Raw genomic sequence first — 23,564 nt, 5'->3', positions numbered from 1 at the left:
TGTAGAAAAGGAAGTAGCAAAGGGCAAGAGGCAAGGAGCAATTTTGATGGTGGAGAAAAAGCAAAAAGCAAGAGACAAGGAGCAAAAAGCAAGGTATAAGAATTTTTAAATCAATAATCAGGCAGTTACCAACTTTATGTATCACTACAAGGTTGGTAATTGCTTTTTTTTATTTTTTTGCCCTTTGCCTTTTACTAATTGCCCTTTGCTAATTGCCACTTATCAATTCTTTATAAAAACGTTAAATTCAACTTAAAATAATGTAATATATGTATTCAACTACGTAGTTTTGTATTGTAAATAAAAATACTATGAAAACAGTTATTAAACCTATAAAAAACGAATATTCAGCTGCTGCTGTCGATTTGATTTTAAGCATTCAGCAAAAGGAGTTTAACGTTCCCATTACTTTAGAAGATCAGCCGGATTTGCTGGCGATTGACCGTTTTTATTATACTAATGGCGGGTGCTTTTGGGGTGCTTTTATCGGTGAGGAACTGGTAGGCACTATTGCTTTGGTAAAATATGCCGATCAAGAAGGTGCCATCCGGAAAATGTTTGTTAAAAAGGAATACAGAGGTAAAGAGCTGGCGATTGCCCAGCAATTATTAGAGATCTTAATTGCCTATAGCAAAGAAAATGGTATAGAACACTTATATTTGGGAACCGTTTCAATATTGGAAGCAGCTTTACGTTTTTACGAACGTAACCATTTTGTCCGTATTGAAAAGGAAGCACTGCCGGAACAATTTCCGTTAATGAGTACCGATAATGTATTTTGTCATTTAACGCTAAATCAGGTATAATGAATATTATTGATGAATCGGGTATTTTAGCCATATCCACAAGACTACAGCGTCTTAGTGAACAGTTGCGTAAAGACGGCGCCTTAGTGTATAAGGCTTTCGGTATTGCGTTTGAACCCAAATGGTTTCCGGTTATTTATACGCTTCATCATAAAGAAGTATTGAGTGTAGTGGAAATAGCGAACGAAATTGGCTATACCCATCCGTCAACAATAAGCCTGTTAAGAGAACTTGAAAAACAAAAGCTGATCCGTTCTAAAAAGGACAAAATAGACGAACGCAAACGCCTGATTCTGCTCACAGCAAAAGGACAGGCGCTTATAGAAGAAATGAAACCCGTTTGGGAGGTTATCAGTACGGCGCTGAATGAAATAGCCGACAATCAGAACAATTTATTAAAAGCCATCAACGAAGCCGAAAGTAAAATAGCCAATCAGAGTTTTTTACAAAGGGCGATGCAGTTGAAAGAGGGGAAGTAAGGGCAAAAAGCAAGAGGCAAAAGGCAAAAGGCAAAAGGCAAGATGTAGGAGGTTAGAAGTATGATATATTAAGGGTTACTTCAAACCTCAAATATCAACCCTCTTCAATATAAGAAGTTAGAAGTACGATATATGAATGGTGTTTCTTAGAGGTTACTTCAAACCTCAAATATAAACCCTTTTCAGTATAAGAAGTGAGAAGTACGATATACGAATGTGTATCTTAGAAGATACTTCGTACTTCAAATATCATACCTCATAAATTAATATAAGAAGTTAGAAGTACGATATACGAATGTGCATCATAGAGGTTACTTCAAACCTCAAATATCTTACCTTGTAAATTCAATATAAGAGGTTAGAAATATGATATACGAATATGTTTCTTAGAAGATACTTCGTACTTCAAATATCATACCTCGTAAATCAAACTTCATAAATCAAACTTCATAAATCAAACCTCATATTTAACCATATCGTTACATTATTTCCCGGACTTATTACATTCCTTGTGTGCTATACTTCACACAAGCTTTTTTGCAGGGATATACTTTCTTTTTTTGCACTGCGGTTTATTATAAACGGCAGATAATGGAAGCATAAATAAAAAAGTAACGAATGAAAAAAATTAGAAACAGTATTTTTTACGTCAGTATCATTGGCGGATTTTCCGTGCTAATGTATTGGATTATTTTATTGGGAGCAAAACTGGAAGTGGGAAGAAACATCACCGTTCCCCAATCCGATAAGGCACAATGGGCTGAATTTGTAGACTCTTTTGTTCATAATTTACAACATCCGTTGGCGCTTTTACTGGCACAGATTATCACGATTATCTTTGTCGCCCGTCTATTCGGATGGATCTGTATAAAAATGAAGCAGCCAGCGGTAATCGGAGAAATGATTGCTGGTATTGTGTTGGGACCTTCGTTAATAGGGATGTATTTCCCGGAATTTTCCGCAACCTTATTCCCGGCTCAGTCATTAGGAAACCTGCAATTCCTGAGTCAGATAGGACTGATACTGTTTATGTATATCGTGGGGATGGAAATCGATATGAAGATATTGCGAAACAAAGCCCATGATGCAGTTGTAATCAGTCATGCCAGTATTATTATCCCTTTTGCCTTAGGGATGGGACTGGCTTATTTTATTTACGATCAGTTTGCTCCGGCGAATGTACAGTTCGCTTCTTTCGGATTATTTACCGGAATTGCGATGAGTATTACGGCTTTCCCGGTACTGGCAAGAATTGTACAGGAACGCGGTATTCATAAAACCCGATTGGGAACTATTGTTATTACCTGTGCCGCTGCCGATGATATTACGGCCTGGTGTATATTGGCAGCCGTTATTGCGATTGTAAAAGCCGGTTCGTTTGAAAGTGCCTTGTACACTATTGTAATGGCATTGGTTTATGTGGGCATTATGCTAAAAGTAGTGCGTCCGTTCCTGAAACGAATCGGAGATTTATATTCCACAAAGGAAAGTTTAAGCAAGCCGATAGTAGCTATTTTCTTTTTAACGCTGATCATTTCGGCTTATGCTACAGAAGTAATCGGTATTCATGCCTTGTTCGGAGCGTTTATTGCCGGAGCGATCATGCCGGAAAACATCAAATTCAGAAACCTGTTTATTGAAAAAGTTGAAGATGTTGCGTTGGTACTTTTATTACCGTTATTCTTTGTATTCACTGGATTAAGAACACAAATAGGATTGTTGAACGATCCGTATTTATGGAAAGTTGCCGGAATGATCTTCCTGGTAGCCGTAATCGGAAAATTTGTGAGCAGTACGTTTGCCGCAAAATTTGTCGGGCAAAACTGGAAAGACAGTTTGTCAATCGGTGCCCTGATGAATACCAGAGGATTAACGGAGCTGGTTGTACTGAATATCGGGTATGATCTGGGCGTATTGAGTCCGCAATTATTCTCGATGATGGTTATCATGGCATTGGCAACTACTTTTATGACAGGACCTACTTTAGACCTTATCAACTGGATTTTTAAGTCCAAAGAGGAAGAAGTGCCGCAGGATATGAAAACGTTAAGTCAATACAAAATACTATTGTCATTCGGGAAACCGGAATCTGGGAAAACCTTATTCAAACTGGCTGACAGTCTGACGAAAAAATTACAGGACAATTCGGAGCTAACGGCTATGCACATCGCACCGACGAATGAGCTGCACCATTATGATACGGAAGAATATGAAACGGTTAGCTTTAAAGAAGTAATTGAAGAGTCGAAAACGCTGAACCGACAGGTGACAACGATGTTTAAGGCTTCAGCCGATATTGACAATGAAATCACTAATGTTGTCAATAAAGGGGATTATGACTTGCTGTTAATTGGCTTAGGACAATCCATTTATGAAGGAAGTTTGCTGGGGAAATTATTAGGATTTACTACGCGAATCATCAACCCGGAGAAGTTATTGAACACGGTAACCGGAAAAGAGAATATTTTTGACAACGCTATTTTTGATGAAGGAACCAAGCATATTTTGTCGAAATCCCGTGTTCCGGTTGGCATCTTTATCGATAAAAACTTTGTAAAAGCAGAACGTATTTTTATTCCGTTGTTTACAACACAGGATAATTACCTGATTAATTATGCCCAGAAGCTGATTCACAATTCCGGTGCGCAGGTAATCATATTGGATATTGAAGGCAAAATAAAGAATGATGCCGAAACCAAAGAAAAAATCAGAGCAATAGAGCAGGTAGCCCCTAGCCATATCATGCTGCAAAAAGAACAGGTTGTTGAAAAAGAATTCCTGAAAGAGCAGGATTTAATGCTGATCAGTTCTGAAAGCTGGAAAAGATTGCTGGAATCTAAAAAACCGTGGTTGTCTGAAATTCCATCGACTTTGATTATCGCTGATGAAAAAACGGTATAGAAGTTCGATATAAGAGGTTAGAAGTATGATATATGAAGGTGTTTCTTAGAAGCTACCTCGTACTTCAACTATCAAATATCAACCCTCATAAATCCCACTTCTAATATCAACCTTAAAAAAACACTACCATCTTACTAATGCGTAAATAAAAACACCCTGTTGGTTTTAAATCAGCAGGGTGTTTTGTTATGTTGTAAAAGGCTGGTAGTTAGCTTTATCCTTATGGCTGTATAGGATCGCAGTCTTTGGTTAATACCGGTATTTCGCAACCGATTGCTCGGGTAAGTTCCGGCGGACCCATCGGGTCAATGCAGATCATTACAGATTGTGTATAAGTATACGGTAGTGCAGGACCTACACCACCACCTTTAATAGCGCCTTTTTCGCTATCTGTTAACACAGAAATTACTTTCTTTTTAAGGTTAAGCTTTTTCATTATATAATTGTTTTAGGGTTGTTCTTTTAAGGATTTTAAAAGTAGCTAATTAAATAATAACTGCTTACCCTTATTTAGGGTATTTTGCCCTATTTTGTTTTATTGTAATAAGGCAGTATGCGGGTGGTGAATGGTTGATGTAAGAAGTATGATATACGAATAAGTATCTAATTGTTCCTTCAGATATTTAGTATTGTCTAATATAGTAACTAAGTTAAGTATAGAGTTTTTATTTAATAATGGAATTGTATTCTGATTTTTCAACAAAATTTTCATAATACATTTTTGTAATTTCTGCTATTAAAGAGATTATTGTAAATTCTGTATTTGCTTCTGGTGCATCGGTGTTTTTAGTTTTGTCAGAAATTTGATTGATTAATTTTTGAGCATCCGAATAACAGTTTGAATTACTGTCAACCATATTTAATAATTCAACGGCATTTTGATAACTTTTTGCCGCAATTTCAGATTTCGCTTTTGCAATATTTTCTTTGCAAATTTTAGATTGGTACCCTTTGTAATATGTAATTGCATTATTCTGAGCTTCTGAATAACAATTATTTCCAGTCTCTGGAATTGATTGCAGTAAACTAATCGCCTGTACATAATCTTGTTTAGTATAAAGATTTGCTGCTTTAATCATTATGTTTGAACAGTTTTCATTGAAATATTCATAAATATTTTCTTTGCCTTTTTTTATAAAGTTGACCAAATCGTTATCTGTATTTTTTATTGATGTAAAAGCATTTGTTATTGCAAGTTGTTCCGTTTTTCCGCTCCCTTTTATTTTTTTTGAAATAATATTGAAATATTTTCTTGAAGAAATTTGTTTAATATTTAGAGTTAAGTCAATTGTTATAATTGTAATATTTTCTAGACCACCTTGAATCACATTTATATCATCAATGTTGATTATTGGAAAAATAACAAAATCATTGTTATAACCATACGTTACAACTCCAGATTTGTCAATCAAATTGGAAAGTTTACTTTCCAATTTTGCTATATGATTTTCATTTATTTTTCCATTTTGATTAGGAAGAATTAAACCAATAGTAAAATCTGTATTCTGAGCATAACAAGTGCTGGATAAAATTATTAATAGTAATAAAAAAATATTATTCATAATTAGTTGATTGTTAGATAGACTGTACTTCCTTTTATTTCTTTACTTGGATTTAAACCAATTTCTTTTAAATATTTAAAAATTTCAAGCGCAAATTTATTTGGGGAATAATTATTTTGATTTTTATCTTTAAATGGTATTCTAACGTCGTCAAAGATCATTTTTAAATTAGTTGTTCCTTGAATATGATAATTATTGTTAAAAGAATTAGAGGAAAACCATTCCTCTAAAACGTCAGATAGAGCCAATTCATCATTACCAATAGGGCTTGCCATATTATAGATTGAGTTTTCTGCAAAAGAAAAATCTATCAATATTGAACGACCATTTTTAATAATATCAGTAAATTTTAAATTTATTGTAGCGATAAACTCTTCCATACATTTATCCACAGCTTTTGAAATTAGTCTACCAATATCGCCTGTTTCAAATTTCCCAGAATTACTAACTTTGTTAGAAAGAGAATTACCCGTTGAAGTATCATAGGAAGAAATAATAACACTGGCACTAGTGCCAGCGTTATCACTTTTTGTATCAACCTCTGCAACTACATAAATATCACAACCTGCCATTTCAATTATTTTAGATTTAATATCATTTTGGTTATCCGAAGTAAATATTTGATTGTCTTTTGCAGATTTCAATTTACCAACGAAATCAACAGTAGTGTAGCCACGAGTATCAAAACCCTCTTTGATTTTTGTAATAGCAATCCGACTATTAATATTTTCATCTAAAATTGTTCTTAAATCTTCTCCATCTTTTGTGAAGGGAATTACCATTATTTTGGGTAATGGTATTATAGTCTGAGCAAAATTTATTGATGATGATAACACAACAATAAAAAGTGATATTATTATTTTCATAAATTTATTCGGTAGTTATTTCACATTTTAGATTTACACCAGCTTCGGATTTTGTTGAAATAGCTCCACCACCATTAATAACGGTACAGATTGAAAAGTTCTCGTCTTCTACTTTTTCAACGACAATTTGTCCGATTTCTTTTTTTCTAGGGATCTTTTTTCCATCAATCATTAAAGAGGTTAATTCAAAAACTTTTAGAGTGGTTTGTGGTTTTAATCCAATTCCAGTTCCACCAGAAATTAAAACCTTAGTAGCTTCATTTAAAGAGTTTTTTTCTTCGATATTTGCTATTGAAGCTATAATTTTAAAATTGTCTTTTATGAATTTTTCAATATTTGGCTTAATAGCTTTTAAAGCATCATCGTAACCATTCTTTCCTTTTCCCTCTGCAGAAAATTTTTCAGAAGCCATGATTTCTCCTGTTGAAACATCAATGATTTTAATACTAAATGAAATTTTAGCTTTTCTGCTCGGTATTGGAAAACCGCTAATCCCACTAATTTCACTCTGTTTTTCTTCAAATAATGCTTCTGAAACATTGCCAGTCACTATATAGCTTGCACCCATGGATTTTGACTGTTCAACGGTTTGTCCATCAATATAGTCCTCACTTTTTTGAGTTGTTTTTTCGTTTTTAATCAATGCCATTTTTTCTCTCTCAACTAACGTAAACCTTTTTGCATTTAAAAAAGCGTTTGAGACAGCATCTTGAATTGCAATTACATTAACATCTTGGATGTAATTATTTCGATTACTATTACTGTTAGATGTAATATTAAAAGGCATTATTCCGACAATGGTTTTTGTTTGTGAAAAAGCCGTAAGGGTTAATAATATTGAAATTGAGGTTAAGTAAATTTTTTTCATTGTTCTTTTTTATAAGGTGTTTATAATTATTTATGAGTTTTGTAAAGGATTAATAAATGTTCAGTAACATATAATTTATTGTAATATTTGAGGAGCAATATTTAGTTTGTAAATAGACTAAACTTTTTGAAGATTTTATTACGGGAATCCGTAAAGAAATATTTTATATCCAGGTTGTTAATATTGATTAAATGAAGTTAGAATGCTTTGTGTTTTTTAAGATAATGGATTAAAGCATATACAATGGTGAATCCTAAATGAATGCACGATGGAAAAGTACAATATAAGAAGGTGTTTCTTGGAAGTTCCTTCGTACTTCAAATATCAACCCTCGTCAATCTAATATAAGAAGTGAGAAGTATGATATATGAAGGTGTTTCTTAGAAGTTCCTTCATATCTCAAATATCAACCCTCACAAATCTGAAATAAGAGGTTAGAGGTATTATATAAGAAGATGCTTCTTAGAAGTTCCTTCATACCTCAAATATCAGACCTCACAAATCAACCCTCAAACCTCGTAAATCAAATATCATAAATCCATTTTTTAAAGCTATATTTGTGCTCAAAATAGACAATAAACACATTATAATATGTCAGACGATAAGAAAGTAATATTTTCGATGTCGCGGGTAAGTAAAACTTACTCCAGCACGAATAAGCAGGTTTTAAAAGATATTTACCTGAGTTTTTTCTACGGTGCTAAAATTGGTATCTTAGGTTTAAACGGTTCGGGTAAATCGTCTTTATTAAAAATTATTGCCGGAGTTGATAAGAACTACCAGGGTGATGTTGTTTTTGCACCAAATTATACTGTAGGGTATCTGGAGCAGGAGCCGCAACTGGATGAAAACAAAACGGTTATTGAAATCGTTCGTGAAGGTGTTGCCGAAACGGTAGCAATTCTGGATGAGTTCAATAAAATCAACGATATGTTCGGTTTACCGGAAGTATATGAAGATGCCGATAAGATGCAGAAGCTGATGGACCGTCAGGCGGAACTTCAGGATAAGATCGATGCAGTAGGAGCATGGGAACTGGATACCAAACTGGAAATCGCGATGGATGCTTTGCGTACACCGGAGCCGGATACCCCGATTAAAGTATTGTCAGGAGGAGAGCGCCGCCGTGTGGCTTTATGCCGTTTGTTATTACAGCAGCCGGATGTATTGTTACTGGATGAGCCTACCAACCACCTGGATGCGGAAAGCGTACTTTGGTTAGAGCAACACTTACAACAATATGCAGGAACGGTAATTGCCGTAACCCACGACCGTTATTTCCTGGATAACGTTGCCGGATGGATTTTAGAACTGGACAGAGGTGAAGGTATTCCATGGAAAGGAAACTATTCTTCCTGGTTGGATCAGAAATCAAAACGTATGGAGCAGGAAGAAAAAGTTGCTTCAAAACGCAGAAAAACATTAGAACGTGAGCTTGACTGGGTACGTCAGGGAGCCAAAGGACGTCAGACCAAACAGAAAGCGCGTTTACAGAACTACGATAAATTATTGAACGAAGATCAAAAAGCATTGGATGAGAAATTAGAAATCTACATCCCGAATGGTCCTCGTTTAGGAACCAATGTGATTGATGCTAAAAATGTAGCAAAATCATTTGGGGACAAACTATTATATGAAGATTTAAACTTCACCTTGCCACAAGCGGGAATTGTAGGGATTATCGGTCCGAATGGTGCCGGTAAATCGACCATCTTCCGTATGATCATGGGTGAAGAAAAACCGGATAGCGGTGAATTTGTAATTGGAGAAACAGCTAAGATCGCCTATGTGGATCAGTCACACTCGAATATTAATCCTGATAAATCCATCTGGGAGAATTTCTGCGACGGACAGGAGTTAATCATGATGGGTGGCCGTCAGGTAAACTCAAGAGCATATTTGTCCCGTTTCAACTTTGGCGGTAGTGATCAGAACAAAAAAGTATCGACACTTTCCGGAGGAGAGCGTAACCGTCTGCACTTGGCAATGACCTTAAAAGAAGAAGGAAACGTATTGTTACTGGATGAGCCAACGAATGATCTGGACATCAACACACTTCGTGCTTTGGAAGAAGGTTTGGAGAACTTTGCAGGATGTGCCGTGGTGATTTCCCACGACCGTTGGTTCCTGGACAGAATCTGTACGCATATCTTAGCGTTTGAAGGCGATTCTCAGGTATATTTCTTTGAAGGAAGCTTTACAGAATATGAAGAGAACAAGCGAAAACGTCTGGGTGGTGATTTAACGCCAAAACGTATCAAGTATAAAAAACTGATCAGAGGATAATAAAAAAGAGGCTTATTAAGCCTCTTTTTTTATGCATACCGTTATAATGTCTACAATGGTGATATCTTTTCCGGTAATGGTTTTTTTAGCGTAGCAGTTCTTGTTTTCCCGCTCAATTTCAAAACCTGTTTTTTCCAATAGGCCGTTTAAAACAGCTTCATTGTATAGTGAAAAACCTTCCTGTACAAAATCCACACCGGCAAGTGCCCGTTCCGGACGGTAGCCGATATACAGTTTTCCGCCCGGTTTTAAAATGCGGTATATCGCGTTGAGGTAATCCGGCAAAGGTTCCCAGAAATAGATCGTGTTCAACGCAACGATACTGTCAAACTGATTTTCGGCATAGAATGTGTCTTTGGCATCGCCGCATTGCAGCTTTATTTGCTGTTTAGTGATTTGTTCGGCGTTATTTTTAGCCGCTTCGGCACACATTACATCCGAATAATCCAGACCGTACAAAGTAACGTTTGTGTGTGGCTTAAAAAACTCCGGAAAGTGCCTGCCATTGCCAAAACCGATTTCCAGTATGTGATCGTTTTCCTGAATTTCCAGCAGGGCAAATAAATCCAGGTAAAGTTGTTTGTTGGATGTATTCATATCATTCCCGACAGTAATGCCGTTTTCACCTTCCGGTTTGCGTAACTGCCTGCCTGTTTCATTTGGTTGTAGGGGTTTCATAGGTTGTTTTTTAGAACCATAAAAATAAGAGTGACCAAACAGAAGGGACTTATAAAATTCCGGCAAATTTGTATAAGATTTCAGGATATAAAAAAGTCCGCTGTATAGCGGACTTTGTATTTTAAAATTTCATTTTCTGTATTCTTACGGCATTTAAAATGGCGAGTAATGCCACACCAACGTCAGCAAAAACAGCTTCCCACATGGTGGCTAATCCTCCGGCACCTAAAATCAGCACAACGGCTTTCACAATAAAGGCCATGCTGATATTCTGCCAGACGATCTGCCTGGTTTTTTTACCAATGGATATGGCGGTAAATATTTTTGTAGGCTGATCGTTCTGAATGACAATGTCGGCCGTTTCTATCGTAGCATCACTGCCCAGACCGCCCATGGCAATACCGGCATCGGCTAAAGCCACTACAGGAGCATCGTTAACACCATCGCCCGCAAAAGCCAGTTTCAGGTTTTGTTTTTTCAGTTCTTCCACCTTTCGGACTTTGTCTTCCGGTAGTAAATCACCGTGGGCAGCATCAATATTCAGCTCCCGGGCAACAGCATCAACCACCGCCTGTTTATCGCCCGAAAGCATTACCGTTTTAATATTCAGACGGTGCAGGCTGTCAACAGCCGTTTTGGCATCCTCTTTTATTTCATCGGCAATCAGGAAATAACCCGCATATTGCTCATTTATCGCAATAACGATAATGGTATAGGGCGTATTTTCAATAGCGGTATCATAAGCAATACCAAACTTTTTAAGCAGTTTTACATTACCGGCAAGTATGGTTTTACCGTTTGCTTTACCTTTTAAACCGTGTCCGGCAATTTCTTCCACATCGGTAATGGTAACGCCTTTTTCCAGTCCGTTGGCATATTCAATAATGGCAGTTCCAACCGGATGGGTCGATTTCGTTTCGAGTGCTGCGGTGTACTGTATCAATTCCTTTTCCGAAACGGTAGCTGCCACCACCTTTTGCACTTTAAAAACGCCTTTGGTCAATGTTCCGGTTTTATCCATCACGACTGCCTGAATGGAAGCCATTACGTCCAGAAAGGTAGAGCCTTTAAAGAGGATGCCGTTTTTGCTGGCAGCGCCAATTCCGCCAAAATAGCCTAACGGAATGGAAATAACCAGCGCACAGGGGCAGGAAACCACTAAGAAAACCAGGGCGCGGTACAGCCACTCGTTAAAAACATAATCGGACACGAAAAGCATCGGCAACAGGCAGATCCCAATGGCTAAGAAAACTACTATAGGCGTATAGATCTTTGCAAACTTGCGGATAAATAACTCTGTAGGTGCTTTTTTAGCAGTGGCATCCTGAACCATTTCCAGGATTTTGGACAGTTTACTGTCGGTATAAGCGGTAGTTACTTCTACTAAAGCAATCGTGTTGAGGTTGATCATTCCGGCCAGTACCGTTTCTCCCTGCTGTTTGGAATCGGGCTTGCTTTCCCCGGTTAAAGCTGCGGTATTAAACGTAGCCGAAGCGGAAAGCAGTTTCCCGTCCAAAGCCAGTTTTTCTCCCGGTTTTAACTGAATGATTTCTCCAATCTTAATTTCCTCCGCTTTTTTACTGACCACATTGTCATCAACGATTACGGTAGCTGTATCCGGACGCTGATCCAATAAGGCTTTAATATTCGATTTGGCACGGGTTACGGCCAGAGTTTGAAACAATTCGCCTATAGCGTAAAATAACATTACCGCTACACCTTCCGGATACTGTTTGATATAAAAAGCACCCAAAGTGGCAATGGACATCAGAAGGAATTCCGTAAAAATGTCGCCTCTTTTTATCGCGGTGAACGCCTCTTTTAAAACCGGTAATCCCACCGGTAAATAGGCAAGGATATACCAGCCGATGCGTACCCAGCCTGAAAAGACTGCTATAGGGAAATAGTTGTCAATCCCGATGGCAATCATTAACAGCACAAAGGAAAGGATAGCCGGCAGGAACATTTTCCAGCCGCCATCGCCATCGTGACTATGGTCGTGATCATGATCATGATCGTGGTCATGATGTTTTTTTGAATTTACTTTTTCATCAACCGCACAGCATATTTGTTCGGCTTCTGAATGATATTGGTGTTCTTTTTTCATAATTTTCGGTATTATGAATGAGTACTTGGAGTTGTCCTAAAGTTAACAAAAATGTTTCCTTTATGCTTTACAACAACCGTCTAAATTTTCATATCCTTTCGGATCGGCTTTGATATCATCAGCATCATAACCCAATAAACTGATTGCGGTTTTAATGCTGTTTAAATCGGTTTTTTTAGAATTATAAATAACCGTGATCGTCATTTTGGTCTCATCTAATGTAATCATCTGTATTCCTTTGTGGCGGATTAATTTCTTTTCCAGCAAACCGCCGCAGGTTTCACATTGTTTGCAATGATCGCAAACGATAGCAGTTTTTATAACAGCTTTCTGAACCTGGGCTTTGGCCGTTAAAGAGGAAAAGGATAGGAACGCAACTACTAAAATACTTTTTAAAAATGGTCTCATTGTTTAGGTTTTTATCGTTATAAATTAAAGAAATCGTCTTACTTTTTGTTTGTACAGGCTGTATTCCGAAGCATGCTGCTGTGTCAGAAAGACTTCTTCCAGCCGGACCTGTATCTGGATCATAAAATAGGTCATCAACGTGCAGAAGAACGTAATAGCATTCGGAAGAATTAAAAACAACCCGAAAACACTGATAATCATTCCCAGAAAAATAGGATTCCTGCTGATGCTGAATAAACCGTTCGTACGCAGGGTTGTTTTATGCGTTTCATCAATGCCAATGCGCCAGGACGTACTCATCTGATACTGGGCGATTGCAATCCAGATCAGCGAAACGTGAATAAGCACTAAGCCGGTTAGCTGCAGACTGGAATGCTCCAGAAACAGGACAGGTGATGTAAACAGGTAGGTATCGGAACCAAATGAAAACAACAGCACCGCAACAAGCAGCAGTCCGATTAATATTTTCATGACACCGCCGATATAATCGTGAGCCGAATCGCTTTTACCGAAAGTAACCGGATTAATCCCGGTTTGCCGGTATGTTTTGTAAGTAGGCACTAAAAAGCTTACCAGTAAATACAGGACCAAATATAGGGGCAGATAAAATCTGAGAAATGTTATCATTGTCGTTCTTTTTTAGTGTGAATGGCCGCCGCCGCCTTCATTTTTAATTAAATGGCTTTGTAAATAATAGGCACCTTTTAAAACAATTTTAGCCTTCGGGTCTATTTTTTGCAACGGAGTAACCTGGATGTACCCTAACTGGGAAGTACCCGTTTTAATTTCAACCCTTTGGAAATGAAATGTCTTTCCTTCGTTGTCATCATGTTGGTGGCCGTCTTCATGCGAATGTCCTTTTTCGCTGTCGTGGGCCGCTTCTTCATGACCTTCTTCCAGGACAAACATAAATTCACGACCGTCGGCTTTTACGATGGCTTCCACCGGAAGCGACTGTACGGCATTGGTTCCGATGTCGATTAAAGCATTTACATACATACCCGGAATCAGTGCATTTTTTTCATTGTTGATATCGGCATGAACAGCTACCGATTTGGTTTCATTTTCAAAAGCTTTACCAACGCTGAAAATAGTTCCTTTTATAGCGGTATTGTTCTGATTTGTCAATACCAGCTGAACGTTTTGTCCCTGTTTTACTTTGTGCAGATCTTTTTCATATACCAGCAGATCCACATGCAATTTGGAATTGTCAACGATACTTAATATCGGTTTACCTACTTCGACATTACTGCCGATCTTAACATTGATTTCGGTGGTATAACCTGAAATGGGCGCCAATACCGGAACCGAAGTTACCGCAGTATTTCCCGATTGAATGTTCAACACACCTAACTGTTTTTGAAGGGAGTTAAAACGCGCCTTTTCAATTTGATATTCGGCCTTTGTTTTCTGGAAAACCTTTTTCGAATTGACTTCTTCTTCGCTCAGCGTTTTTTGTCGGTTAAACTCCTGACTTAAAAATTCCAGATTGCTTTTTGAAGTCAGGTAAGCCTCCTGTAATTTAGTGAATTCAGGACTTTCTATAGTGGCCAGTACCTGTCCTTTCCGAACATATTGCCCTTCAATAACCGTAATGGTCTTTACCACACCCGGCATGTGCACGGAAACATCCGCCTGGTTTTGCGGCGGCAGTTTGGTATAACCGTTGGCATTAATAACCTCACTCAGGTTTTTTAAGGCATAAGTTCCCAATTCTACATTGGCAGCCTTAAACTGCGCCTCGTTTAGTTCGACTTCTTTGTTAACAGTAGCCGCTTCTTTTCCGGTAGTTTTCTCCGTACCGTGTTCATGACCATCGCCTTCCGTATGGGTATGGCGTAAGGCGAAATAGAGGACAAGGCCGATGATCGTTAATCCGGCAATGTTTAAATATATTAGATTTGATTTTTTCATCGTCTTAATTGTTGATTAGGTATTGAATGTTGATAGCCGTCTGGTTGAAATTATGAATCGCATTGCTGTTGTTCAGCTGGATGTTCAGTGCGGTTTCAATGCTTTGCACATATTCCACATAGGAGATATCGCCATTCTGATAGGCTTTGGTTGCATTATTACTGATTTTCGTTGCATTGGGCAAGGCGGTGTTTTTGTAATAATCCACTAAAGACTGATAGGTTTGCAGTTCCTGGATTTGCTGTTGGAACTGGCTTTTAAGCTGATTTTCCAGATAGGCAGCATTTTTTTTCTGAACATCGATATTCGTTTGGGCTGCTTTTGTTTTAGCGATGGAACTTCCGGCAAAAATAGGCAATGCCAATCCTACCGAGAATGTCTGAAAACGGGGAGAGGCATCATAATAAACCGCCTGTCCGTTTACTTCCTGGTTTCCGGTGATGGACTGAATGGCATAACCGGCAGTGATATCGGGAAATAAGGTTGCTTTTTCCACTTTTTTGAAAGCCTCTGCGATATGTACCTGTTTTGCTGCCAGCTGTATTGCGCTGTTTTGCTTGATCATTGAACTGTCGGCAACACTTAAAGCAGATAAGGCAACAAAAGCAGTATCGGCAGGAGTGAAGTCGGTATCCCGGTTGATCAGCGCTTTTATTCTGGATTTTTCAACCCATATTTTGGCATCATTCTGTTTGATTAACTGCTGCAATTCCTGTTGTTTGGCAATGGCGACGGTTTTTTCCAGCGAATTGGTTTCACCGGTCTGAAACTTTAGTGAAGCAGCTTTGACAAACTTTTCCATCAGCTTGTTTTGGTTTTCCAGCAACTGATTCTGTTTGGTATAATACAGCATCGCATTCCAGGACTGACGGATATTAAAAGTTGTTTCCTGCTTGGTCACTTTCACTTTTAACTGTCCGGCAGCGTTGTTTTCATTCAGCAGGCTCTTTTTGGCGCCATACTGAAACGGATTAAAGCTCTGTGAAATACTGAAACTTTTATCTTTTGCATTCGAATTGATTTGTCCAAATGTACCCGATACTTCTGTTTTGGGAATTTCAAAAGCAGAACCTTTCAGCTGTGCATGCATTTTGCTTTCCAGTTCGGAAGCCTGAATGTTCAGGTTGTTTTTGGAACCCAGTTCAATCGCCTGTTTTAGATCCAGTGGCTGTGCTGTCTGCGCGATGCTTTTTGACGGGAGGAGGAAGAGGCAAAAGGTAAATAGCAAAAGGCAAGAGGCAATTGGCAAGGAGTAAAAAGCAAAGGGCAAGGGGCAAGGGGCAAAGCCGGAACGGGAATAAATAGGATAATTCCGGTTCGTTTTGTGCTCATTGTTTTGCGCAGATTGGTCTTTGTGGATGTTTCTTTGCCAATGGTCTGTTTTTATATTGAATATCTTTTTCATTGTTTAATATTTTTGAGGATTGTTTATCATGTGATGTAGCAATCGTCCGACTTCTTCATTTTTGGATAGTAAGGCTGCTTTTATTTCTTCTTTCAGGTAATTACAGGAAAAGGCAAAATCGATCCAGACGGAAGTTTCGGAATTTTCCATATCGCAATCGGAAAGTTTTGAAACAAAGTGAGCAGGATACTGCCTTTTCCGATAGGCTTCAGCAAGATTTGCACAGACACTTCTCGAACTTCTTCTCACCTGATCGGTCAGCGCATAACGCTCTTCAACCGGAAAAGATTTTGACATTTCAAAAATGTCCATCGCCAGTGAAAAAGCTTTTTTATATACGGTTGTTTCTTTAAAACTTGTCGCTCCCATAAGCCCTGAATTTAAGGTTGTTCATTGTTTTACAATTGCCCTTTGCCAATTGCCCTTTGCCAATTGCTTTTTTGCCAATTGCTTTTTTGCCAATTGCTTTTTTGCCTTTTGCCTTTTGCTTTTCCGCATTTTATCAATTGCCTTTTGCTTTTTCGCCCCTTACACATCCCCTTGCTCTTTGCTAATTGCCTCTTGCTTTTCCCCGATCCCTTTTTCAAAATACAGGTACAGTATCGGCAATACGATTAAAGTGAGCAGTGTAGCGGTAATCAGTCCGCCAATAACCACGGTTGCCAGCGGTTTTTGCACTTCGGCACCGGCACTGGAACTAATCGCCATCGGCAGGAATCCTAAAGAGGCTACGGAAGCGGTCATGATAACCGGACGCAGGCGGACTTTCGTTCCTTCTTTGATACGGTCGTAAACATTGTGCATGCCTTCCGCTTTTAGCTGGTTGAAATAGCCTATCAGCACGATTCCGTTTAATACGGCCACGCCGAAAAGGGCAATAAAGCCTACACCGGCCGAAATACTGAACGGCATGTCCCGAAGCCATAAGGCAAAAACACCACCAATAGCCGATAACGGAATTGCGGTAAATATCAGGATCGATTGTTTAACGGATTTAAAGGTGAAATACAGCAAGACAAAAATTAGCGCTAAAGCAACCGGAACGGCTATTGCCAAACGCTTGTTGGCATCAATAAGGTTTTCAAACTGACCGCCGTAAGTCACGAAATAACCATCGGGAAGTTTTAGCTGTGCATCCAGTTTTGCCTGGATTTTTTCCACTACCGATTTCACATCGGCACCGCGAACGTTAAAGCCAACTACAATACGGCGTTTTCCGTCTTCACGGCTAATCTGCATCGGACCGTCTTCAAAATTAATATCGGCAACCTGCTCTAACGGAATCTGATTTCCGGAGGGCAGTGTGATAAACAGTGCTTTTAAATTGGAAATATCCTGGCGGCTGTCGCTGTCCAGGCGTACCACCAGATCAAATCGCTTTTCGCCTTCATAAACCAGTCCGGCAGCTTCCCCGGCAAATCCCATACGGATCACCTTGTTCAGATCGCCGATTTTTAAACCGTATAAAGCCAGTTTGTCTTTATTGTAACGAACGGTAATTTGCGGTAATCCCGCCACACGTTCCAGTTTGGCATCCGATACTCCCGAAATTCCGTTGATAAGCTGCATGACTTCGTCACCTTTGCTAACCAGCATTTCGATATCGTCCCCGAATATTTTAATGGCAACATCACTCCGCACACCGGTCATTAACTCGTTAAAACGCATTTGAATAGGTTGGGAGAACTCGGTTGTAGCACCTGGAATATCTTCCAGTGCCTTTTCCATTTGTTGCATTAATTCCTCTTTGGTCTTCGCCGATGTCCATTCGCTTTTATCTTTCAGTAAAATAATCATATCGCCGGCTTCGATCGGCATCGGATCGGTTGGAATTTCAGCACTACCGATTTTGGTTACGATCATTTTAACTTCCGGGAATTTGGCTTTTAAGATCTGTTCCGCTTTAGTGGTCGCTTCAATTTCCTGCGACAGCGAACTACCGGAAGCAATGATCAAATGGGTTGCGATGTCCCCTTCATCTAAGGTCGGGATAAATTCGCCTCCCAACGAATTGAAAACGAACAATGCTGCGGCAAATAAGCCAATGGCAACCGCTATAATAGCGCCTTTTACCCGCAATGCCTTTTCTAAAAGCGGGGCATAAAAGTTGTATAAGCCGGTAATTATCCTGTCGCTGATGTTTTTCTTGTGTCCGGTTTCTTTCTTTAAGGCTAAGGAGCTCATCATTGGCACGTATGTTAGGGACAATATAAAAGCACCAAGAATAGCAAATGAAACCGTTTGTGCCATTGGGCCGAACATTTTTCCTTCGATGCCTACCAAAGCTAAAATCGGCAGGTAAACGATCAGGATAATGATTTCGCCAAAAGCGGCACTGCTTCTTATTTTTGAGGCGGCTTCAAAGACCTCTTCATTCATCTGTTTTGTGGTGAGCTTTCCTTTATTGCTCACCTGCAGCCTGTGGATAATGGCTTCTACGATAATGACGGCACCGTCAACGATCAGTCCGAAGTCGATAGCTCCGAGGCTCATCAGGTTACCGCTCACACCGAAAAGACGCATCATCGAAATGGCAAAAAGCAAGGATAATGGAATAACGGAGGCAACGACCAGTCCGGCTCTCCAGTTGCCAAGCAGCAATACCAGTATAAAGATTACGATTAAAGCTCCTTCAATCAGGTTTTTTTCGACGGTACTGATGGCCTTGTTTACCAGTTTGGTACGATCCATAAAAGGTTCGATACTCACACCTTTCGGTAACGACTTTTTAATCTGTTCCATTTTTTCCTTTACGCGGGTAACCACCTGGCCGCTGTTTTCTCCTTTCAGCATCATGACCATACCGCTCACTTCTTCGCCTTTTCCGTCTTTGGTTACAGCACCATAGCGAATACTGCTGCCAATCTGTACTTTGGCCACATCGCGGATCAGGATCGGAATACCGTTTTGGTTTTTAACCACAATTTTATTGATGTCGTCTATACCGTTGACCATACCGATACCGCGGATAAAATAGGCATACGGTTTTTTGTCAATATAGGCACCGCCGGTATTTTCATTATTCACTTCCAGGGCATCAAATATTTCGGAAATGGTGGTGTTCATGCTTTTCAGCTTGTCCGGCTGAACGGCAATTTCGTATTGTTTCAGATAGCCGCCAAGGGTATTTACTTCGGCAACTCCTTTGGTACCAATGAGCTGCGGTTTGATAATCCAATCCTGGATGGTGCGCAGCTGGGTAGCGTCATATTTGTTTTCATATCCTTTTTCGGGAAATACCACATATTGATATATTTCGCCCAAACCGGTACTCACCGGTGCCATTTCGGGGGTACCGACACCTTTCGGGATGGCATTTTCGGCTTCTTTAATGCGTTCGGAAATCTGGGCTCTTGCCCAGTAAATATCCACATCTTCTTCAAAAACAACGGTCACCACACTCAATCCGAAACGGCTAATGGAACGAAGCTCCACAATTTTAGGAATGGGTTTAACCGATTGCTCGATGGGATAGGTGATGAACTGTTCAACTTCCTGCGTTGCCAGAGTGGGCGAACTGGTGATGATCTGTACCTGATTGTTTGTAATATCCGGTAAGGCATCAATAGGAAGCGTATAGGCAGAATAGCCGCCTACAACAATCAGTATCAACGTGAAAAGACCAATAATAAATTTATTATTGATACTAAAATGAATTATTTTATCTAACATTTTGTATATATAATGAATAAGAACAGTAACAGCAAACCGCTGTTGTACTTTGCAGCAATGCTACAACACTTTCTTACCCGATGAAGTTCGGGTTCATTATACTATTTGAGGGGGTTGCCAGATAGTATCATAAAAATCAGAAGTAAATACCGACTGATAGTTTGGCAATTGAATTTCGATTTCGGCAGTAACTACTGAAAGGTTAAAAACAATCTCGGGCGCATAGTTCATGATCTGTGCACCGCAACAATTACAAACACAAAAAGGGGAACACAAATCGTTTTGCTGATCGTGTGTGTGTTTATCGTGGTTCGAAGTTGTTTCTTTTGAGGTTGTGTTATGGGTATGGTTAACGGCTGCATCGGCACAAGGAATACTTGCCAGCAGTACAAAGTAAAAAGATAATATGAGGGTTAACCATTTCACGATGTAAAGATAAAAATATTTTTATTGCGTTGGGTACTCTTTACTTTTTTATGAGAAAATTAATAATAAAACCCCGTAATCCGGGGTTTTGATGCTTATTCTCTAAGGGTTGTTTTATCGGCTAAAGCCATTTTGGCAATGTCGTCTTTGCGTTTGAATGCCACTCCTTTGTGTTTTTGCATATAGGTGAAAAGTTCTTTTGCGGCCTGTACCATTTGGGGCGTTCCGCCAATACGGTCGTGAAAACTTACCGAAAGCTGCCGGCGTCGGAATTCTGATTCGGCATATAACTGGTCGAATTCCATTTTTACCTGGTTCAGAAACTGATCGGCGGAGAAGTTTTTACCTTCTACCAATACAATATCGTTATTGCGCAGCGTGTAAGGTACCACTGCAAAATCTTTGTTCTTTACCTGAATGATAAAAGGTTCGTCACGGCTTAAATCGTCTATATGGTATAAAAATCCCAGTTCCTGCAGGATGTTCAGTGTGTTTTCTCCTCGTCTCAGCCAGTTGGCATTATAACCCACCGGGGTAAATCCGGTTATTTTTTTTACGGCATTAACACCGTCCAGGATGAACTTTTTTTCTTCTTCATATGGCATATTGTATTGGGATGACCAGCTCATGCCGTGTGCGGCGGCTTCGTGTCCGCGTTGCACAATTTCTTTTGCTAATTGCGGATTTTTTAAAACGGCGGTTCCAACCATGTGGGAAGTAACTTTAATACCCAGTTTGTCCCAGTTGTCGAGCATGCGCGGAATCCCTTCCTTATAACCGTAATCATACCAGGTATTGGCAGGCAGGTCCCGGAATCCTTTGTCCAGGTTTTGCGGGAACGGACTTTCGGCATTTTCCGGTTGTCCGCCGGCTTCAAACTGCATGGAGACCGAAACGACCAATCGGGAACCGTCTGCCCATCTGGAGTTGTTGTACTGTGCTGTTGTTTCGGATTGTCCGTTGAGAGCCGAAAAAGCATCCATAGGCTGTACCATGCCGGCAAGTCCTATAAGGCTTCCCTTTTTTATAAAATTTCTTCTGGTTTCCATAATAATTATTTTTTAATAAGCATATCCATTGCAAAAGTGTTGCGGTCTGTAAATTGCAGTAACAGCGCAAAAAACAATACGTGTATCAGCTGGGAAGGAATTGCTTCCCGGTTTTCGATTAAAGCAGTACCGATAAGCAGCAGGATCATCACGATGGCACCCAGTGTTGCTGCAGTTTTTGTAAATAATCCCAATAATAGCAGCAGTCCGATGCCAAATTCGGCTATGGGCAAAACATAACTGAACGGCAGCACTATTATTTGGGGTAACAGGGTGTTTTCAAAACTTCCGGTCATCCAGGAACTGAAAGCGTTAAGTTTTGGCAACCGTACCAGGCCATGTCCGAACATACTTGCCCCAATGGCAAGGCGCAGCAATAAAAAGGCAGTTGTATTCATTGTTATCCGTTTTAGTAGGACAAAGTTCGAACGGTAACAATGGAAAAAACGGTATAATTATGGGAATTAATTGTACTTTTTGGGGTAAAGTAACGGAGTAGATTAAAACAGCAGCGATATCCGGGAAAACAGGCAGGGCATATTATTCCTTTGGATTAGGTAGCAAAGCCTTATAAACAGGACTTATCTTTTTATACTTTTGATAAACTGCTCATTCTGAATCTGAATGGAAAGGACCTCATATAATTTTGCGGCTAATGCAAGAGTGACGTCTTTATCACGGGCTGTATAGGACATGGAATAATAATCATAATTGTCTTTTTTGATTATGATTGTACAGGAAGTTTGTCCCTCTTTCGTTTCTTCATAACATTTTACATCAACGTGATACTGTTTGCAAAGAGTGATAAACGCATCATAAAAAATGACTGTTTCAGCATTCTTAATTTTGGATGCTATGATATTGATCATAGCAGTGTCAGCACCTTCGTTGTTTTGAAATTTCAAAATGGTTTTTTGAAACTCCTGCCGGTTTATTTTTGGAGCAAACGTATCGTTCATAGTATGGAAGCTTATTTGACAAATATATTAATTGTTGCTTAAGTCTTAGGTATCTTAAAAATCGATTGGGTATTTCAGTATATTATTGCCAATATAATCACTAAAAGGGCTAAGAAATATTCTTATAAATTATTGCGTCCGATCAACTGTATTAGTACTAAATTCTTTACATTTGAGTGTTAAATTTTTATATTCCGAACTTATGGAACAGTTAATTCTGGAGCAGCTTTGGAAGCGGGCGCTTTCACCGGAACCAACGGATGATAATCTGTGGAACCAGGAGATAGAAACATTGTATCGCCTGGGAATAAGTATGGAAGAAGCCATACGGTATCTGTATTTTGAAAAACCAGACCTGAACACTTTTCAGGAATGGGTAAAAACGCGTACCAATATCGATATGGATGCTGAAGATGTTACAACAGCGGATGTGCTGACAGCCGAAGATTTACAGTTCTGGGAAGAAAACGGTTATGTGATTGTGAAAAATGCTATTTCCGATCCGGATTGTGAGGCAACCCAACAGGCAATATGGGAGTTTTTAGGCATGCATCCGGAACAGGAGGCAAGCTGGTATAAAAGCCATGACGAACAGCGGGGACTGATGCTTACTTTTTCGGATCATCCGACACTGAATAAAAACCGGCTGTCACCCCGGATCAAAAAAGCTTACGAACAGTTATACAAAACCGACCGGATTTACAAGACCATCGATAAGGTTAGCTTTAATCCGCCGGAAACGGCTCATTATACTTTTTTAGGCAGTCCGCTGCATTGGGATGTAAGTTTGAAATTACCGATCCCGTTTGGCCTGCAGGGATTATTGTATTTAACAGACTGTGGTCCGGAGGACGGTGCTTTTCATTGTGTGCCGGGTTTTCACAACCGGATTGAAAACTGGATTCATGCCCAGCAGCCCGGTAGTAACCTGAGAGAAACAGCACTAAAAACATTACAGCCGGTTCCGATAACCGGGAAAACCGGCGATTTTATCATCTGGCATCAGGCATTGCCGCATTGTGCCAGTCCGAATCACGGAAAAGCACCCAGAATGGTTCAGTATTTGACCTATTTTCCGGAAGATTACCAAACTGCGCCCGAATGGCTGTAGTGCCGTTGGGAGGCTTTAATCGCTTCACGAATAAAAATCACAGGTATTTGCGATTAGTTTTATAATA

Annotated in this window: 21 protein-coding genes; 5 read left to right on the top strand and 16 right to left on the bottom strand. The window is 39.4% G+C overall.

Translation table 11 applies throughout. The features are described from left to right. Nucleotides 1–311 precede the first annotated feature (311 nt). From BGO42_RS06225 to BGO42_RS06215, 3 genes are all read left to right on the top strand, one after another. Nucleotides 312–806, top strand: coding sequence for a GNAT family N-acetyltransferase (locus BGO42_RS06225; protein ID WP_273246646.1), 495 nt, complete (start codon nucleotides 312–314; stop codon nucleotides 804–806). Beyond that, nucleotides 806–1,285, top strand: a complete 480-nt coding sequence (locus tag BGO42_RS06220; protein WP_273246645.1) for a MarR family winged helix-turn-helix transcriptional regulator — start codon at nucleotides 806–808, stop codon at nucleotides 1,283–1,285. Before BGO42_RS06225 ends, BGO42_RS06220 begins: the two co-directional genes overlap by 1 nt. Before the next feature lie 618 nt (nucleotides 1,286–1,903). Next, nucleotides 1,904–4,186 (top strand): cation:proton antiporter, encoded by a 2,283-nt coding sequence (locus BGO42_RS06215; protein WP_273246644.1) that lies wholly within the window; start codon nucleotides 1,904–1,906, stop codon nucleotides 4,184–4,186. Between the two features lie 220 nt (nucleotides 4,187–4,406). On the opposite strand, the gene BGO42_RS06210 is transcribed toward BGO42_RS06215, so the two are convergent. From BGO42_RS06210 to BGO42_RS06195, 4 genes are all read right to left on the bottom strand, one after another. Continuing rightward, a complete protein-coding gene (locus BGO42_RS06210) occupies nucleotides 4,407–4,622 on the bottom strand; it encodes a class I lanthipeptide (RefSeq protein WP_177734636.1) in 216 nt (71 codons plus the stop codon). Between the two features lie 229 nt (nucleotides 4,623–4,851). Next, a complete protein-coding gene (locus BGO42_RS06205) occupies nucleotides 4,852–5,748 on the bottom strand; it encodes a hypothetical protein (RefSeq protein ID WP_273246643.1) in 897 nt (298 codons plus the stop codon). Nucleotides 5,749–5,750: 2 nt separating this feature from the next. Further along, on the bottom strand, nucleotides 5,751–6,614 hold the full coding sequence (locus BGO42_RS06200) for a DUF6175 family protein (protein WP_273246642.1): 864 nt from the start codon (nucleotides 6,612–6,614) through the stop codon (nucleotides 5,751–5,753). 4 nt (nucleotides 6,615–6,618) lie between these two features. Beyond that, nucleotides 6,619–7,482, bottom strand: coding sequence for a CsgG/HfaB family protein (locus BGO42_RS06195; protein ID WP_273246641.1), 864 nt, complete (start codon nucleotides 7,480–7,482; stop codon nucleotides 6,619–6,621). A gap of 591 nt (nucleotides 7,483–8,073) precedes the next feature. Between BGO42_RS06195 and ettA the strand changes: the two genes are divergently transcribed. Continuing rightward, on the top strand, nucleotides 8,074–9,768 hold the full coding sequence (ettA, locus tag BGO42_RS06190; protein WP_177734629.1) for an energy-dependent translational throttle protein EttA: 1,695 nt from the start codon (nucleotides 8,074–8,076) through the stop codon (nucleotides 9,766–9,768). 15 nt (nucleotides 9,769–9,783) lie between these two features. Here the strand turns inward: ettA and BGO42_RS06185 are convergent, their stop codons facing one another. The 12 genes from BGO42_RS06185 to BGO42_RS06130 all read right to left on the bottom strand — a co-directional run bounded on the left by BGO42_RS06185 (nucleotide 9,784) and on the right by BGO42_RS06130 (nucleotide 22,386). Beyond that, nucleotides 9,784–10,446: a class I SAM-dependent methyltransferase gene (locus tag BGO42_RS06185; RefSeq protein ID WP_273246640.1), complete on the bottom strand. Its 663-nt coding sequence runs from the start codon at nucleotides 10,444–10,446 to the stop codon at nucleotides 9,784–9,786. Between the two features lie 121 nt (nucleotides 10,447–10,567). Then, nucleotides 10,568–12,553 (bottom strand): heavy metal translocating P-type ATPase, encoded by a 1,986-nt coding sequence (locus BGO42_RS06180; RefSeq protein ID WP_273246639.1) that lies wholly within the window; start codon nucleotides 12,551–12,553, stop codon nucleotides 10,568–10,570. Nucleotides 12,554–12,613: 60 nt separating this feature from the next. After that, a complete protein-coding gene (locus BGO42_RS06175) occupies nucleotides 12,614–12,961 on the bottom strand; it encodes a heavy-metal-associated domain-containing protein (RefSeq protein ID WP_273246638.1) in 348 nt (115 codons plus the stop codon). 24 nt (nucleotides 12,962–12,985) lie between these two features. Next, nucleotides 12,986–13,588: a methyltransferase family protein gene (locus BGO42_RS06170; protein ID WP_273246637.1), complete on the bottom strand. Its 603-nt coding sequence runs from the start codon at nucleotides 13,586–13,588 to the stop codon at nucleotides 12,986–12,988. 12 nt (nucleotides 13,589–13,600) lie between these two features. Beyond that, nucleotides 13,601–14,875, bottom strand: a complete 1,275-nt coding sequence (locus BGO42_RS06165; RefSeq protein ID WP_273246636.1) for an efflux RND transporter periplasmic adaptor subunit — start codon at nucleotides 14,873–14,875, stop codon at nucleotides 13,601–13,603. Between the two features lie 4 nt (nucleotides 14,876–14,879). After that, nucleotides 14,880–16,280, bottom strand: coding sequence for a TolC family protein (locus tag BGO42_RS06160; RefSeq protein WP_273246635.1), 1,401 nt, complete (start codon nucleotides 16,278–16,280; stop codon nucleotides 14,880–14,882). 3 nt (nucleotides 16,281–16,283) lie between these two features. Further along, the gene (locus BGO42_RS06155; protein ID WP_177734622.1) at nucleotides 16,284–16,649 is read right to left on the bottom strand and encodes a four helix bundle protein; all 366 of its coding nucleotides are present in this window, start codon (nucleotides 16,647–16,649) and stop codon (nucleotides 16,284–16,286) included. Between the two features lie 159 nt (nucleotides 16,650–16,808). Then, on the bottom strand, nucleotides 16,809–19,952 hold the full coding sequence (locus tag BGO42_RS06150) for an efflux RND transporter permease subunit (protein WP_273246634.1): 3,144 nt from the start codon (nucleotides 19,950–19,952) through the stop codon (nucleotides 16,809–16,811). A gap of 96 nt (nucleotides 19,953–20,048) precedes the next feature. Continuing rightward, on the bottom strand, nucleotides 20,049–20,378 hold the full coding sequence (locus tag BGO42_RS06145) for a DUF6660 family protein (protein ID WP_273246633.1): 330 nt from the start codon (nucleotides 20,376–20,378) through the stop codon (nucleotides 20,049–20,051). Nucleotides 20,379–20,473: 95 nt separating this feature from the next. Then, nucleotides 20,474–21,427 carry a polysaccharide deacetylase family protein gene (locus BGO42_RS06140; RefSeq protein ID WP_273246632.1) on the bottom strand — a complete coding sequence of 318 codons (954 nt, stop codon included), beginning with the start codon at nucleotides 21,425–21,427 and terminating at the stop codon, nucleotides 20,474–20,476. A 5-nt stretch (nucleotides 21,428–21,432) separates the two neighbouring features. After that, a complete protein-coding gene (locus tag BGO42_RS06135; RefSeq protein WP_273246631.1) occupies nucleotides 21,433–21,825 on the bottom strand; it encodes a DoxX family membrane protein in 393 nt (130 codons plus the stop codon). A 183-nt stretch (nucleotides 21,826–22,008) separates the two neighbouring features. After that, complete coding sequence (locus BGO42_RS06130; RefSeq protein WP_273246630.1) at nucleotides 22,009–22,386, bottom strand: hypothetical protein; 378 nt, start codon at nucleotides 22,384–22,386, stop codon at nucleotides 22,009–22,011. 202 nt (nucleotides 22,387–22,588) lie between these two features. On the opposite strand from BGO42_RS06130, the gene BGO42_RS06125 reads away from it, so the two are divergent. Continuing rightward, nucleotides 22,589–23,497 (top strand): phytanoyl-CoA dioxygenase family protein, encoded by a 909-nt coding sequence (locus BGO42_RS06125; RefSeq protein WP_273246629.1) that lies wholly within the window; start codon nucleotides 22,589–22,591, stop codon nucleotides 23,495–23,497. Nucleotides 23,498–23,564: the final 67 nt, after the last annotated feature.

Origin of the sequence: Flavobacterium sp. 40-81, from assembly GCF_001898245.1 — a bacterium.
Taxonomy (GTDB): domain Bacteria; phylum Bacteroidota; class Bacteroidia; order Flavobacteriales; family Flavobacteriaceae; genus Flavobacterium; species Flavobacterium inviolabile.
This window is presented reverse-complemented; position numbering and strand designations above follow the sequence as displayed.

Bases quoted from the DNA above. Each gene is read 5' to 3' on its own strand.
- BGO42_RS06175 (WP_273246638.1), bottom strand. From the start codon at position 12,961: ATGAGACCATTTTTAAAAAGTATTTTAGTAGTTGCGTTCCTATCCTTT.
- BGO42_RS06185 (WP_273246640.1), bottom strand. From the start codon at position 10,446: ATGAAACCCCTACAACCAAATGAAACAGGCAGGCAGTTACGCAAACCG.
- BGO42_RS06210 (WP_177734636.1), bottom strand. From the start codon at position 4,622: ATGAAAAAGCTTAACCTTAAAAAGAAAGTAATTTCTGTGTTAACAGAT.
- BGO42_RS06220 (WP_273246645.1), top strand. From the start codon at position 806: ATGAATATTATTGATGAATCGGGTATTTTAGCCATATCCACAAGACTA.
- BGO42_RS06160 (WP_273246635.1), bottom strand. From the start codon at position 16,280: ATGAAAAAGATATTCAATATAAAAACAGACCATTGGCAAAGAAACATC.
- BGO42_RS06125 (WP_273246629.1), top strand. From the start codon at position 22,589: ATGGAACAGTTAATTCTGGAGCAGCTTTGGAAGCGGGCGCTTTCACCG.
- BGO42_RS06225 (WP_273246646.1), top strand. From the start codon at position 312: ATGAAAACAGTTATTAAACCTATAAAAAACGAATATTCAGCTGCTGCT.
- BGO42_RS06170 (WP_273246637.1), bottom strand. From the start codon at position 13,588: ATGATAACATTTCTCAGATTTTATCTGCCCCTATATTTGGTCCTGTAT.
- BGO42_RS06200 (WP_273246642.1), bottom strand. From the start codon at position 6,614: ATGAAAATAATAATATCACTTTTTATTGTTGTGTTATCATCATCAATA.
- BGO42_RS06180 (WP_273246639.1), bottom strand. From the start codon at position 12,553: ATGAAAAAAGAACACCAATATCATTCAGAAGCCGAACAAATATGCTGT.
- BGO42_RS06205 (WP_273246643.1), bottom strand. From the start codon at position 5,748: ATGAATAATATTTTTTTATTACTATTAATAATTTTATCCAGCACTTGT.
- ettA (WP_177734629.1), top strand. From the start codon at position 8,074: ATGTCAGACGATAAGAAAGTAATATTTTCGATGTCGCGGGTAAGTAAA.
- BGO42_RS06215 (WP_273246644.1), top strand. From the start codon at position 1,904: ATGAAAAAAATTAGAAACAGTATTTTTTACGTCAGTATCATTGGCGGA.
- BGO42_RS06135 (WP_273246631.1), bottom strand. From the start codon at position 21,825: ATGAATACAACTGCCTTTTTATTGCTGCGCCTTGCCATTGGGGCAAGT.
- BGO42_RS06195 (WP_273246641.1), bottom strand. From the start codon at position 7,482: ATGAAAAAAATTTACTTAACCTCAATTTCAATATTATTAACCCTTACG.
- BGO42_RS06130 (WP_273246630.1), bottom strand. From the start codon at position 22,386: ATGAACGATACGTTTGCTCCAAAAATAAACCGGCAGGAGTTTCAAAAA.
- BGO42_RS06155 (WP_177734622.1), bottom strand. From the start codon at position 16,649: ATGGGAGCGACAAGTTTTAAAGAAACAACCGTATATAAAAAAGCTTTT.
- BGO42_RS06150 (WP_273246634.1), bottom strand. From the start codon at position 19,952: ATGTTAGATAAAATAATTCATTTTAGTATCAATAATAAATTTATTATT.
- BGO42_RS06165 (WP_273246636.1), bottom strand. From the start codon at position 14,875: ATGAAAAAATCAAATCTAATATATTTAAACATTGCCGGATTAACGATC.
- BGO42_RS06140 (WP_273246632.1), bottom strand. From the start codon at position 21,427: ATGGAAACCAGAAGAAATTTTATAAAAAAGGGAAGCCTTATAGGACTT.